Source organism: Priestia sp. FSL R5-0597 (assembly GCF_038006305.1).
Classification (GTDB): domain Bacteria; phylum Bacillota; class Bacilli; order Bacillales; family Bacillaceae_H; genus Priestia; species Priestia zanthoxyli.
Window position 1 is genome coordinate 3925702 of sequence record NZ_JBBOUZ010000001.1, and the last position, 14571, is coordinate 3940272.

Sequence of the window (14571 nt, forward strand, 5' to 3'; positions counted from 1 at the left end):
GCGAAACGCCACTTCATTTTTATTTTGCATACTCTACTGCTCTTGTTTCGCGAATAACCGTTACTTTGATGTGGCCAGGATAATCCAGCTCATCTTCAATTCGTTTTCGGATATCTCGAGCAAGTCGATGCGCTTCTAGATCACCAATCGTATCTGGTTTCACCATAATACGAACTTCACGCCCTGCTTGAATTGCAAATGATTTTTCAACGCCTTCATAAGACTCTGAAATTTCTTCTAACTTTTCAAGACGACGAATGTAGTTTTCTAACGTCTCACTGCGAGCACCTGGTCTTGCAGCAGATAATGCATCCGCTGCTGCAACTAGTACAGCAATGATTGATGTTGGTTCTGTATCTCCATGGTGAGAAGCAATCGCGTTAATAACAACCGGATGTTCTTTATACTTTGTAGCTAATTCAACACCGATTTCTACGTGGCTTCCTTCTACCTCATGGTCAATTGCTTTACCAATATCATGTAACAATCCTGCTCGTTTGGCTAACGTTTCATCTTCACCTAATTCAGCAGCCATAAGTCCTGATAAATGAGCTACTTCCATTGAATGTTTCAGCACATTTTGACCATAGCTTGTTCTGAATTTTAAGCGACCAAGAATTTTCATCAAGTCTGGATGCAACCCGTGAACACCGACTTCAAACGTCGTTTGTTCACCGACTTCACGAATATATTCGTCCACTTCGCGGCGAGATTTTTCAACCATTTCTTCAATACGTGCGGGATGGATACGACCATCTTGAACGAGTTTATCAAGTGCAATTCTTGCTGTCTCACGACGAATTGGGTCAAATCCTGATAAAATAACTGCTTCTGGCGTATCATCAATAATAAGATCAATTCCTGTCAAAGTTTCAAGCGTACGGATGTTTCGACCTTCTCGACCGATAATTCGGCCTTTCATTTCGTCATTTGGCAAGTTAACAACTGAGACAGTCGTTTCAGCAACATGATCTGCTGCGCAACGCTGAATAGCAAGTGAAAGAATTTCTTTCGCCTTTTTATCGGCGTCTTCTTTTGCACGGTTTTCTGTTTCTTTTACCATTATTGCAATGTCGTGGGAAAGTTCATTTTCAACACGATCTAAAATAATCGCTCTTGCATCTTCTCTTGTTAAGCTTGAAATGCGCTCTAGCTCTGTTTGCTGTGCACGTACTACTTCTTCAACTTTGCTTTCCATCTCTTCAATATGCTGTTGTTTAACAGTAAGAGAATCATCTTTCTTTTCAAGTAACGCTTCACGTTTATCAAGTGATTCGTCTTTACGATCAAGATTTTCCTCTTTTTGCATTAATCGATTTTCTTGTTTTTGAAGTTCTGCTCGACGATCACGAATATCTTGTTCTGCCTCTGTACGAAGCTGATGGATTTCATCCTTCGCTTCTAGTAAAGCTTCTTTTTTCAAAGCTTCCGCCTCGCGGGTTCCTTCATCAATAATTTGTTCTGCACTAGACTTTGCTCCCGCAATTTTAGCTTCAGCAATCGATTTACAAACAAAAAAGCCAACAACTGCACCGACGATTAGGCCAAGCAAAGCGAAGATGATTGTATTAGTATCCATCATTTCACCTCCCCTTGCTATAAACTTGTAAGTTTTAAATTTCATGTCGGCATGTACATCGTATTCACCTTTCAATATACACACAAAGGCTTTTAAACGCTAAAATGTTTTAAAAAGGGAAAATATACATCTTAATTGTAAATCTGTGCATTTTTATTGTCAAGCCTGCCTCTACAGTATATATTGAAATTTCGTATGTTACTTTTCTAGCATTAACAATTTTTACAAAAAAAAGACCCCTTCTTTGAAATAGAGGAGTCTTTTTTTATCTCGCAGCAAATTAAATATTTAAATCGCCTTGATCGTCATCCTCAGGAGCTGGCTCTGCATCTTGGTCTAAACCATGATGTTCACGCACTTGTCCCGCAATTTCCTGACGAATATCAGTATTTTCTTTTAAGAATTGCTTTGCATTTTCACGACCTTGACCTAGACGCTCGTCATTATATGAATACCAAGATCCACTTTTTTGGACAATATCTAGTTCAGAAGCGATATCCAAAATTTCACCCTCTTTTGAAATACCTTCTCCGTACATAATATCTACTTCGGCAGCACGGAAAGGCGGAGCTACTTTATTTTTCACAACTTTAATTCTTGTTTTGTTACCTACGATATCATTTCCTTGCTTTAACTGCTCTGCACGACGCACTTCTAGACGCACTGAAGAGTAGAATTTAAGCGCACGTCCACCAGGAGTTGTTTCAGGGTTACCAAACATTACGCCGACTTTTTCACGAATTTGGTTAATAAAGATAGCGATTGTTTTAGACTTGTTAATAGCTCCAGATAGTTTACGCAATGCTTGAGACATTAAACGAGCTTGTAGACCCACGTGAGAGTCTCCCATTTCTCCTTCAATTTCCGCTTTTGGCACTAACGCTGCTACTGAGTCAACAACAATAATATCTACTGCGCCGCTTCGAACTAAAGCTTCTGCGATTTCTAAAGCTTGTTCTCCTGTATCAGGCTGAGATAATAACAGCTCATCAATATTAACACCTAATTTTTGAGCATATACAGGATCTAACGCGTGCTCCGCATCGATAAATGCAGCCTGTCCGCCCTGCTGTTGAACTTCTGCAATCGCGTGAAGAGCAACTGTTGTTTTACCTGAGCTTTCTGGGCCATATACTTCCACCACACGTCCACGTGGATATCCACCTACGCCTAAAGCTATATCTAATGCTAATGAACCACTTGGAATTGTAGAAATTCTTTTTTCCGTTTGTTCACCTAATTTCATAATTGAACCTTTACCAAATTGCTTTTCAATTTGCTTTAAAGCCATATCAAGGGCTGCTTGACGATCGTTCACTCAATTTCCTCCTCTATCTCTTTGAAATCATCTATAAACTGCAAACTTACTACGATGTAGTAGCAATGTCGAATTAACAACTTTCTATAACTTACTATACTAGTTTTTGGGTCGTTTGACAAGCAAAAAGCGAATAAATGTTCGTTTTTTATAAAATTAAAAAAAGGCTGCTTTGGTAAAACTAAGCAGCCTTTTTTCTTTATTTTTTTATCGTCTTCAATACGTAATGACAGCCGTAATTAACCGTTCGTGAACGAATTCCTTGGCGGCTTCCAGATAGCTGCAAGCTGTAAACTTGAGGAGTTTGATCCTTATAAGCGACCCCTATATGCACTGTTCCTACAGGGTGTCCTTCTTGTTTAGAGGGTCCAGCTACACCCGTAAAACCGATGCCAATATCCGTTTTGTATAACTGTTGAATACGCTGAGCCATTTCAGCCGCGCACTGCTCGCTAACGGCTCCGTACTGATTCAGCGTGTGTTCGCTCACTCCGAGAATATTTTGCTTGATTTCATAATGATAGGCTACCAGGCTGCCTTTAACAACTTCTCCAGCACCTGAAACAGTTGTTAAACGTTCGCTGAATAACCCGCCGGTTAAACTTTCGGCTGAAGCAATCGTCAAGCCTTGTGCCGTTAATTCTTTTACCAATTCATTATGTAAAGAAGTTGCTTCGTATCCATATAAATACTCGCCTACGCGCTCTGAAATGGTTTTTTCCACTTCGTCTAACATGCGCTGTGCTTCAGCAGCATCAGCGTGCTTAGCAGTTAAGCGAAGCGTCACTTCTCCATCTCCTGCAAGCGGTGCAATCGTCGGGTTTGTTTGCGCATCAAGCAAATCTTCAATTTCCGTCTCAAGCTGTGATTCTCCTATTCCGAAAAAACGAAGAACGCGTGATTCAATACTTTCTTTTAATTCAAGCTTTTGAGCTAAAAATTCTTGACCATATGCTTCATACATTGGATAGAGCTCTTTTGGCGGCCCTGGGAATAGCATATAGTGTTTTCCCTCTACTGTAAGCCCCATACCTGGAGCCATTCCGTAATCATTAGGGAGCACTGTCGAACCTTCAAGTACAATTGCCTGTTTTTTATTGTTAGGTGTCATGATACGATTTGACTGTTTGAAATAGGCTTCAATGCTTTCAAGTGCTTCCGCATTTGTTGTCAACTCTACTCCTAGCACACTCGCAATTGTTTCTTTTGTTAAATCATCTTTTGTAGGACCAAGCCCGCCTGTGAAAATAATTAACTCTGCACGTGTTTGAGCTGTAGCAATCACTTCTTTCAAGCGCTGTGCATTATCTCCTACTACTGTATGATAGTAAACATTAATTCCAAGTTCGGCTAATTTTTTCGATAAATACTGAGCGTTTGTATTGGCAATTTGCCCAAGCAGCAGCTCAGAGCCGACTCCAATAATTTCAGCGTTCATCATATCATCTCCATCTTACTTATTTTGAATTAACAAAAGCCTGTTTGTTTTTAGCAAAGTAGTCCCAGCCTGAAATAACCGTAAAAATCACTGAGATCCAAAGCATTACGCTAGCAAACGGAATGGAAATCCATTCAAAAGGCAAGTTGTACAACAGAATAGCTGAAATAGCTAAAATTTGAGTCCATGTTTTAATTTTACCTAACATATTGGCTGCTACAACTTCTCCTTCCCCTGCTAGTACAAGTCTTAAACCTGTGATAGCAAATTCACGGCTAATAATGATGATAGCAGCCCATCCTGCACCTGCAATTAAATCTAAGTCAACAATAGCTACAAGCGCAGCTGAAACCAACAGCTTGTCTGCTAGTGGATCTAAAAACTTGCCCAAGTTCGTGACTAAATCGTACTTTCTTGCATAGTATCCGTCGATCCAGTCTGTTGTAGATGCAATAATAAATAATGCCGCCCCTAATAGATGAGCGATCGGAATCTCTTTTCCTGCTGCCTCTACTGTGCCAAATGGTAGCGGCACCATCATAAAAATGAGGAATACGGGAATTAGAAAAATTCGCGAAATGGTAATCTTGTTTGGTAAATTCACTTCTTCTGCCTCCAATTACTGTTACAAACTGAAAGCGTGCAAACGAAGTTGTTTGCACGGCTTTGGTTTTATTATAGCGTGAATGAGTGTTTAATTCACATATTATCTTTATTTACACCCTGACCACTTTTTAAAACAGGCTGTTTACTGTGCTTCTGCCGGCTGATATTGAATCGTTACAACTTGTCGAACTTGCTTGGATGAATCAAACGGCAAGTCAACCGCTTTTCCATTTACTTTTAACTCTACTCCAGGTGAATAACCGATGTTGACACGAGCTTCCGTTTCTTTCGTCAAATCAAATTCTTTTGTTTCACCTTTTTTTAGAATGGAGCTAAAGAGAGCATTTCCTTTTCCATTTTTCACATCTAACCAAGTATCTGCTTGAGTGGATGTTACTTCTAGGTTAAATGCATCTGTACCGGAAAGAGCATACGTAGCACTTCTGCCTGTTTTTTGAACTTCCTTGTATTCTTGTTTACCGCTGTCTTTCTTTTCTTTTTCAGCTTTTTCTTTTGCGGCTTTTTCTTTTTCAGCTTTTTCTTTTTCTTGTTCTTTCTTATCAGCAGCACTTTGTTCATCTTCTGACTTGCTATTGTCATTTTTTGCAGTAGTTTCATTCGTTTCTTCCTGCGTGTTAGACTGCTGAACTTCGCTGTTTGGAGCTTCTTGGTTAGCCTGCTCCTTGTTTTTATCCGAGACGATATTTTGAGCGATTACCCAAATAATAATCCCAACAACTACAACTCCCGCCACCACTAGAACAGTTGGAAGGTAGTCATATGCTTTTGAAACTCCTTTTGTATGCTGAGGAATTTCTTTGCGGCTGCGAACGCGCGAAAGCTGCTGCGGCATGTCTTCTGTTTGAGTTGAAGGAATGTCTGATTTGTATTCTTCAAAAATAGCATCTGTGTCCAACCCAATTGCTTCGCAGTATTGCTTAATAAACGCTCGTACGTAAAATTTCCCTGGCATAACCTCATAATTGCCTTCTTCAATGCCAAGTAAATAGCGTTTTTGAATTTTCGTTAGTTTTTGTAAATCCTCTAACGACAATCCTTTGCTTTCTCGTTCTTGTCTTAACCTTTGTCCTAACTCTGTCAATGCTAACACCTACCAATTATGCTAAAAATCAAACATCGATAATCCACCGTCTTGAAACATTTGAGGACCTTCCATTATTTCATATGTAATCTTCTCATTGGGGTCATTTCTTATTTCAATAATGTAGGCAAAATCATCTAACGAATACTCGGTATTTTGTACAAATACATCCGGATGCTCCACGATTTTTGTCGCGGGTACATTCATTACTTCTCGAACAAGCTGCCAGTGCTTTTCATTCGCTCGTTTTGTCGATACAATCCCGTCAATGATAAAAATATTATCAGCGTTGTATTCGTCAGCAATAAGCTGACTGCGAATCGTTTGTTTTAAGAGTGTAGAAGACACAAAAAGCCACCTTTTGTTCGCACATACGCTAGCTGCTACAATCGATTCGGTTTTGCCTACTCGCGGCATACCTCGAATACCGATAAGCTTATGACCGTCTTGTTTAAACAGTTCCGCCATAAAATCTACGAGCAAACCTAATTCATCTCTTACGAAACGGAATGTCTTTTTATCATCTGCGTCACGCTGAATATAGCGACCGTGACGCACTGCTAACTTATCACGCAATTTAGGCGGTCTCATTTTTGTCACAATAATATTATCCATTGTTTTCAAAATAGATTCAAGCCTGTCTATTTGCTCATGTGAATCACAGCGCAGCAATAATCCACGGCGAATATCATCCACTCCATTAATTGTGACAATATTAATTGACAACATTCCAAGAAGCGATGAAATATCACCTAAAAGACCCGGACGATTTTTTTGTATTTGATATTCTAAATACCACTCAATTTTCTCCATCAAACCCCTCCCATTTCTTGGCTGGCCTTCGAGAGGTGCCCCCTTTTTTTCACCTAGTTTAACTATAAATGATTTCCATTATATTATAAACCCTAAAGGCAAGTAGTTCTACATTTGTTATGTATGTAAGCGCTTATTTATTTGTACTATTTAATTCTAAGAAAAAAGGAGCTTTCACACGCGGTGAATTAGCTCCTTTTTAGAAACGATAACTTATTTTACTGATCCGTTATTTTGAACTAATTTCACCATGCTGCTCGCAATCGCATGCTGCTCTTCTTTAGAAGCAACGCTCCAAAGGTCTGCTAAAATTCGCTCTTGATCATTTTTTGCATCAACTTGGTTTGCTAAATATCCACCAATTTGATAAGCAAGATCATGAATAACTTCTTCTTGCATTCCTTCGTTTTGTGCATGATGTAAACGGTCGCCTAAAAAATCTTTCCAGCTATCCCAGTTTTCTAATACTGACATGAGTAGCCCTCCTTAAGGTTTATTCATATCATAGTTTGTACCTTGTTTTTAATTTTATGCACACTTTATATGTACCAACCGCCATTAACCGATAATATTTGTCCAGTTATATACGAAGCACGTGAAGATATTAAATATGAAACCGCATCTGCCACTTCTTTTGGATATCCTATTCTTCCTAAAGGGATCTCTTCAGCCAGCTCTTTAACCTCTTCTTTTGAATAGCTGGCCATCATATCCGTTTCAATCGCTCCGGGCGCAACTCCATTGACGCGAATTCCACTTAATGCAACCTCTTTTGCCAAAGCTTTTACAAACGTATTTTGGGCGCCTTTTACCATTGAATAAAGAACTTCAAACGAAGCTCCTGTAAGTCCCCAAATGGAAGAAATCATGATAATTTGTCCGCTTTTAGCACTGATCATTTTAGGCAGCAAAGCTTTTGTAATAACAAAGGGAGCCGTGATGTGAAGATAGATCATTTCTTCGGTTTCATTTGCCGAAGCATCTGTCATTAACCCGCTAACGCTTCGTCCGCTGTTATGAATAATAACTTCTACCGGAACAATAATCTCCTTTAACAACTTCTCCACTCCCTCTTTACATGATAAATCCGCTTGTACTGTAAACACGGTTTTCACCTTTTCAGCTAGCTCATGTGCAAGCGCCTCTATTTTGTCTTTTCGTTGATGATAGTGCAAAATAAGCGAGTATCCATCTTCAGCCAATTGCTTAGCAATCGCTGTGCCAATTCCTCCGCTTGCACCTGTCACAAGGGCAAATTTCTCCATAGCCTTCTCTCCTTTACATGCAAAAAAGCTGATGAACATCAGCTTTTTTGGCAACAATCATCTTTATTTAGGTACTACTTCACAAACCGTAAAGTTCTTTTCATCAATAATCTCGTTTAGCACATCTTTTATTTCGTTTACCTTCAGTTTTTCTAGCGTTTCAACAATATCAAATAAATTCATATCATTAAACGCATAGCGTGTAAACTGATTAGCGATAAACTCAGGTGAGTTTAATGAACGTAAAAATCCGCCGATTTTCTTTTTACGAATACGTTCAAGTTCCTCTTCTGTTAGTGATTTTGTTTTCATTTCAAGTAAAATTTGTTTAACTCGATCATACAGCTGTTCCGGTTGATCCGTATCTCCTCCGATAAGAGCAAAACCAAATCCTCTTTCCTCCGTATAATCATACGCAAACGTTTCATCAATGAGTCCGTCTGCATACAACTCCTCATAGTACGAAGAGCTTTTTCCAAATGCATAATCTAAAATGATATTCATTGCTAACTCGTATTTAAGCATTTCTCCGCCTGAACGCTGCGGATTTTTCGCTTTTAGACCCACCATACATTTCGAAGACTGCACCGGCATTTTTAATACTTGTTTTTCTTGATCCACCGTTTCAGGCTCTTCGTCAAAATGACGCTGTATGTCAGAGATTTCTTTATAATCTTTTTTCTGCTGATTGTCTCGAACTTGCGTCATTACTTTTTCCGCATCAACAGGACCTACAATGAACAACAGCATGTTGCTCGGATGATAAAACGTTTCATAGCATGTGTACAGTAAATCTTTATTAATATGTGAAATTGATTCGATCGTGCCAGCAATATCAATTTTAACAGGATGGTTTTTGTACATATTTTGAATGGTACCAAAATACAAGCGCCAGTCCGGATTGTCGTCATACATTGTAATTTCTTGACCGATAATGCCCTTTTCTTTTTCTACCGTTTTTTCTGAGAAGTACGGCTCTTGTACAAAGTCCACTAATGTTTCAAGATTTTCTTCAAAGTTAGATGTACAGCTGAATAAGTAAGCTGTGCGGGTAAAAGAAGTAAATGCATTGGCCGAAGCACCTTGTTTACTAAACTGCTGAAAGACATCTCCGTCTTCTTTTTCAAATAATTTATGCTCTAAAAAGTGGGCAATTCCATCCGGAACTTTTGTCATTTCATTTTCATTTAGCGGTACAAATTGATTGTCAATCGATCCGTAGTTTGTTGTAAAAGTGGCAAACGTTTTGTTAAACTCCGGTTTTGGCAAAATGTATACCTGCAGCCCGTTATCCATTTTTTCATGATACAGCTGTTCTTGAAGCTGCGAAAATTCAATTTTCTCCATTTTCTTCACCGCCCGTTCCTGTTAAGAAATAAATTGTATCCATTTCAATTTTCTCAGCCACTTTAATAATTTCCTGCTTAGATACCGCATCAATATGCTTTAAGTATTCATCAATTGAAATATCTTTACCCGTTAATTCATTATGATACATAACCTCTACTAGTCCTCGTGGAGTATCCACCGTTTCAAGCAGCTGGTTGTGAATAACGGCTTTCGTTTGAGCGATTTCGCCGTCTGTAAACGATCCTTGTTTCATTTCCTGCATTTGTTCTTTAATAATCGTAACAGCTTGGTCGTAATTTTTAGCATCAATACCCGACATGACCATTAGTAATCCTTTATGACTCTCTACTCTCGAAGCAGCATAGTAAGCTAAGCTCGCTTTTTCACGCACGTTAATAAATAGCTTGGAATGTGAGAACCCTCCGAATATCCCATTGAATACTTGAAGAGCAAAATACTGTCTATCTCCGTATACAACGTTTGTACGATAGCCAATATTTAATTTCCCTTGTTTGACTTCTTGTTTTTCCACCACTTCATTTACGTTTGAGATCTCTTTAGACGTGATAGAATCTTCAATGTCTTTTTGCTCGCGCTTTGGTAAAGTAAATGTTTCTTTTACTGTTTGTAAAACCTCTTCGACTTGCAAATCTCCAATAGCATAAAGGTGAATGGCATCTTCTTTTAACACCTGCTGATAATAAGCGTACAAACTTTCACCTGTAATTTCTTCCACATCGTCAATTTGACCGTTTACATGTAAAGAGTAAGGTTCTTCCTTACACATTTCTTCAACTAGTCTTAAATTAGCATAGCGCATTTTATCATCAAATACGGCTTGAATTCGCTGACGAAGCGAACGCTTTTCTTTTGTCATAATATCCGTTAAAAAAGAGTCCCCTTCAACTGCTGGCTTTAATAAAATATCGCCAAGAAGCGCTAACGCTTTTTGCAAAAGCGGAGTTGAATCTTTCAAATATTTTTCATTCGCTATATCAATGCGAATCGTAATATCGTGGTTATCACCTTTTTTTGTTAAGTCTACTTGTAAAGTAGCACCATAAAGCTCATCTAAATATGTACGAAGCTTTGTCGTAGACGGCAGCGACTCGGTAGCGCTTTGAAGCACATAAGGTAAAAGGGCACGCATTGTCACCGTTTTCTTATCTAAAGGGGCATTTAGTTTTAAAATGAACGTGTTTGTTTTGTACTTAGCTGTTTGAATGGTATGAACAGTCAATCCTTCTAGTTCATGTTTTTGTTCAGTCAATAATTTCATATATAAACCTCCTTTTAAATTTTGATGTATTAACTAGACAATACTTCTATTTTGAATCTTTAACGCTAATTTTAGTCTTATAACCACTATATCGAATTCAAGGAAACATTTTCAAGTAACTTGCCGCGCGCTTCCTCATTTCTTTTCATATTCTTTCTCTCAATGAAAAAAAGGCGGAGAAAAGAATATGATTTCTTTGTCTCCACCTTCTATATTTATCCAACTTTAGTCATTGTTAGACCTCGTATAGAGGATTTATTAGCGGCGGCCTTTTTCATAAGGAACGCCCAGCGCTTTAGGAGCCTCAGCACGTCCTACAAAACCAGTAAGCGCTAAGATTGTTAATACGTACGGTGCAATGGTTAAAAGGACGGATGGGATATCTTGAATAACCGGAATCTGAGCTCCCGTGATACTCAAAGACTGTGCTAATCCGAAAAACATGGCTGCACCTAAAGCACCAATAGGATGCCACTTCCCGAAAATCATGGCCGCAATAGCAAGGAACCCTTGTCCAGCAATCGTTCCCGCTGCAAAGTTTGTAGCGATAGACGTGGCATACACCGCTCCGCCGATTCCAGCGAACATGCCGGAAATCATAACGCCAACGTAACGCATTCTCACAACTTTGATCCCCATCGTGTCTGCTGCCATTGGGTGTTCACCAACTGAACGAAGACGGAGACCAAACGGCGTTTTATAAATGATGTACCATACACCAAAAGCTAGCGCAATCGCAATATAAGACGTAATAGGAACGTTCGAAAACAGAATTTTACCGATTACTGGAATGTCTGATAAACCTGGAATACTTACTTTATCGATACGGAATTGAATAAAATCTGTTTGTCCTTTCCCAAAAATCTTTTTGATTAAAAAGATTGAAAGACCCGCAGCTAGAAAATTCAGGGCTACACCACTTACAGTTTGATCTGCTTTTAATGTAATGCTTGCAACAGCATGAATCAGCGAGAACACAGCGCAAACAACAGCCGCAATTACTATTGCTACCCACGGGGCCCAAGCACCTAATGAATCCTGAAGTAAAAGGGTTGAAACAATACCTGTGAACGCGCCAAACATCATCAGCCCTTCTAATCCAATGTTCACGACCCCGGAACGTTCACTAAATATCCCTCCGAGCGCGGTAAAGATAAGCGGTGCAGCTGAATATAGCGCCGCTGGAATAATAATGGCTAACACCTCTAAGAAGTTCATTTTGCTCCCCCCTTGCCTGCACGGCCAAGCACCCAGCGAATTAAATAACTAGATGCAACAAAAAAGATAATAAGCGCAATGACAATTTGAATTAATTCAGACGGTACGCCTGTCATAAAGTTCATTTGAGGAGCCGCAGTTTGCAGTCCTCCGAAAAAGAATGAAGCTAATAAAATTCCAATTGCGCTGTTAGCTCCTAAAAGGGCTACGGCGATACCGTCAAATCCCGTACCCGTAAACGCAGTGAATGTGCCCATATATTGAAATGTTCCAAGCCCTTCCATAGCTCCGGCAAGCCCGGCAAAAGCGCCTGAAATAGCCATGGATAACACAATGTTTCGGCCTACATTCATTCCTGCATACTGTGAAGCATGCTGATTAAAACCAACGGCTCTTAGCTCGAATCCCTTAGCTGTTTTATTCAAAATAAACCACATTACGACGGCTGCAGCGATGGTAATAAGAATGCCGTAATGAAGGCGGGAGTTATTGGTTAACTGTGCTAAAAAGCTTGATGCTAAAGATGCCGATTCTTTAATATCATACGATTTTTCATTACCCGCGTATAAATACGTACGGATTAAACTGCTCGTGGTGTAAAGAGCAATATAGTTCATCATGATGGAAACAATTACTTCATGAACATGAAATTTTGCTTTTAAAAATCCTGGAATAAACGCCCAAACTGCTCCAGCTGCAGCTGCTGCTAATACAGCTAAAGGAATATGAATGACTGCTGGTAAATCAAACGCATACCCAACCCATACTGAAGCCAACCAGCCAACTAAAAGCTGTCCTTCTACTCCAATGTTAAAGAGACCGGTTTTATAAGCAAACGCAACCGCAATACCGGCCAGAGCAAGAGGAGTCATGGCACGAATCGTTTCTCCAATGGCTTTTGGCGTTCCAAACATCCCGTCAAAAAGAGATTGATAGCCAAGCATTGGATCATAGCCGCCTAGTAACATAATAACCGCTCCGGCAATGAGTCCTAATATGGCCGATACAACAGGGATCAAAATCATCATTACACGTTCATTTTTCACAAGTTTATTCATGCTGTTCCACCCGCTTTCTCACGCGTACCGCCTGCCATTAATAGACCTAACTCTTGTTCATTCGTTTCTTTTGGATCTACAATGTCAACTATTTTCCCTTCATAAATAACCGCAATGCGATCGCTTAGATTCATTACTTCATCTAGTTCTAGCGAAACGAGCAGCACTGCCCGTCCTTTATCTCGTTCTTCAATCAGCTTTTTATGAATAAATTCAATGGCTCCTACATCCAGCCCCCTCGTTGGCTGAGCTGCAATTAATAGTTCCGGACTGCGGTCTACTTCACGGGCAATAATGGCTTTTTGCTGATTTCCGCCCGATAGCGATCGCGCTTGCGTATATTCACTAGGGGTTCGCACATCATATTCTGCAATTAACTCTTTTGCTTTTTTATACAGCTCTTTATAATTCAAAATACCTGATTTAGACATCGGCTTTTGATAATACGTTTGAAGACCGATATTTTCACCAATTGTATAATCTAATACAAGCCCGTGCTTATGGCGATCCTGCGGAATATGTCCTACTCCTGACTCCGTAATTTTACGCGTGGATAACGTAGACAACTCTTGATTTTTTAACGTGACCGAGCCCGACTTTATTTTTCTTAGACCCGTAATTGCCTCAATCAGCTCTGTTTGGCCATTTCCATCCACACCCGCGATGCCTACAATTTCGCCTGCTCGAACGCTTAGATCAAGTGAACTTACAGCCTCTACTCCTCGGCTGTCTTCTACTACTAATTCTTTTATTGTTAACACAGCTTCTTTTGGAGTCGCTGTTTTCTTTTCAGTTTTAAAATGTACTTCTCTTCCTACCATTAAAGCAGCAAGTTCATCAGGGTTGGTCTCTTGCACATTTACCGTACCAACCCCGACACCTTTTCGAATAATTGTACAGCGGTCACACACTGACATAATTTCTTTTAATTTATGCGTAATTAAAATAATCGACTTTCCTTCTTGAATTAATTTTTTCATAATTTGAATTAATTCCGTAATTTCCTGAGGTGTTAAGGCGGCAGTAGGTTCATCAAAAATAAGAATGTCGGCTCCTCTGTAAAGCGTCTTTAAAATTTCCACTCGCTGCTGCATGCCAACTGAGATATCTTGAATCTTCGCATATGGATCTACCGATAATCCATATTGATTTGAAAGCTCTTGAATATCTTGAGCTGCTTTTTTAATATTGATTTTCCCCGTTCGCGTCGGTTCGTTCCCAAGAATAATATTTTCTGTGACTGTAAAGTTTTGAACAAGCATAAAATGCTGATGAACCATTCCAATTCCTAAGTCATTCGCTACGTTAGGGTCCGTGATTTTGACTTCTTGGCCGTTTACACGAATCTGCCCTTTTTCAGGCTGATAAAGCCCAAATAAAACGTTCATCAGCGTTGACTTACCTGCACCATTTTCTCCTAACAAAGCATGAATTTCTCCCTTTTTCACTTGGAGTGTAATATTGTCATTAGCGACAATACCGGGAAACTCTTTGCGAATATCTAGCATTTCAATAACATATTCCACTACTTTCACTCCCTATTCC

General features: G+C 39.5%; 13 protein-coding genes. All 13 read right to left on the reverse strand.

The annotated features are described in order from the left end of the window. Positions 1-19 precede the first annotated feature (19 nt). The 13 genes from rny to MKX72_RS20860 all read right to left on the reverse strand — a co-directional run bounded on the left by rny (position 20) and on the right by MKX72_RS20860 (position 14552). Positions 20-1579 (reverse strand): ribonuclease Y, encoded by a 1560-nt coding sequence (gene rny, locus MKX72_RS20800; protein ID WP_013058803.1) that lies wholly within the window; start codon positions 1577-1579, stop codon positions 20-22. 280 nt (positions 1580-1859) lie between these two features. After that, on the reverse strand, positions 1860-2897 hold the full coding sequence (gene recA / locus MKX72_RS20805) for a recombinase RecA (protein WP_154991800.1): 1038 nt from the start codon (positions 2895-2897) through the stop codon (positions 1860-1862). A 199-nt stretch (positions 2898-3096) separates the two neighbouring features. Then, positions 3097-4338 carry a competence/damage-inducible protein A gene (locus MKX72_RS20810; protein ID WP_028411381.1) on the reverse strand — a complete coding sequence of 414 codons (1242 nt, stop codon included), beginning with the start codon at positions 4336-4338 and terminating at the stop codon, positions 3097-3099. 16 nt (positions 4339-4354) lie between these two features. Next, positions 4355-4939, reverse strand: a complete 585-nt coding sequence (pgsA, locus tag MKX72_RS20815) for a CDP-diacylglycerol--glycerol-3-phosphate 3-phosphatidyltransferase (protein WP_028411382.1) — start codon at positions 4937-4939, stop codon at positions 4355-4357. A gap of 144 nt (positions 4940-5083) precedes the next feature. Beyond that, positions 5084-6052, reverse strand: coding sequence for a helix-turn-helix domain-containing protein (locus tag MKX72_RS20820; RefSeq protein WP_235918721.1), 969 nt, complete (start codon positions 6050-6052; stop codon positions 5084-5086). A gap of 12 nt (positions 6053-6064) precedes the next feature. Continuing rightward, on the reverse strand, positions 6065-6856 hold the full coding sequence (locus MKX72_RS20825) for a DUF3388 domain-containing protein (protein WP_013058808.1): 792 nt from the start codon (positions 6854-6856) through the stop codon (positions 6065-6067). A gap of 213 nt (positions 6857-7069) precedes the next feature. Then, positions 7070-7330: a DUF3243 domain-containing protein gene (locus MKX72_RS20830; protein WP_013058809.1), complete on the reverse strand. Its 261-nt coding sequence runs from the start codon at positions 7328-7330 to the stop codon at positions 7070-7072. A gap of 65 nt (positions 7331-7395) precedes the next feature. Continuing rightward, on the reverse strand, positions 7396-8121 hold the full coding sequence (gene ymfI / locus MKX72_RS20835) for an elongation factor P 5-aminopentanone reductase (RefSeq protein WP_155007676.1): 726 nt from the start codon (positions 8119-8121) through the stop codon (positions 7396-7398). Positions 8122-8184: 63 nt separating this feature from the next. After that, positions 8185-9468 carry an EF-P 5-aminopentanol modification-associated protein YfmH gene (gene yfmH / locus MKX72_RS20840; protein WP_186807944.1) on the reverse strand — a complete coding sequence of 428 codons (1284 nt, stop codon included), beginning with the start codon at positions 9466-9468 and terminating at the stop codon, positions 8185-8187. Continuing rightward, entirely contained in the window at positions 9455-10750 is a 1296-nt protein-coding gene (gene yfmF, locus MKX72_RS20845; RefSeq protein ID WP_028411385.1) for an EF-P 5-aminopentanol modification-associated protein YfmF, read from the reverse strand. The genes yfmH and yfmF overlap by 14 nt, the downstream gene beginning before the upstream one ends. A 258-nt stretch (positions 10751-11008) precedes the next feature. Continuing rightward, positions 11009-11968: an ABC transporter permease gene (locus MKX72_RS20850; protein ID WP_155007675.1), complete on the reverse strand. Its 960-nt coding sequence runs from the start codon at positions 11966-11968 to the stop codon at positions 11009-11011. Continuing rightward, positions 11965-13026, reverse strand: a complete 1062-nt coding sequence (locus MKX72_RS20855; protein ID WP_014458483.1) for an ABC transporter permease — start codon at positions 13024-13026, stop codon at positions 11965-11967. Before MKX72_RS20855 ends, MKX72_RS20850 begins: the two co-directional genes overlap by 4 nt. Continuing rightward, entirely contained in the window at positions 13023-14552 is a 1530-nt protein-coding gene (locus tag MKX72_RS20860; RefSeq protein WP_028411387.1) for an ABC transporter ATP-binding protein, read from the reverse strand. Before MKX72_RS20860 ends, MKX72_RS20855 begins: the two co-directional genes overlap by 4 nt. Positions 14553-14571: the final 19 nt, after the last annotated feature.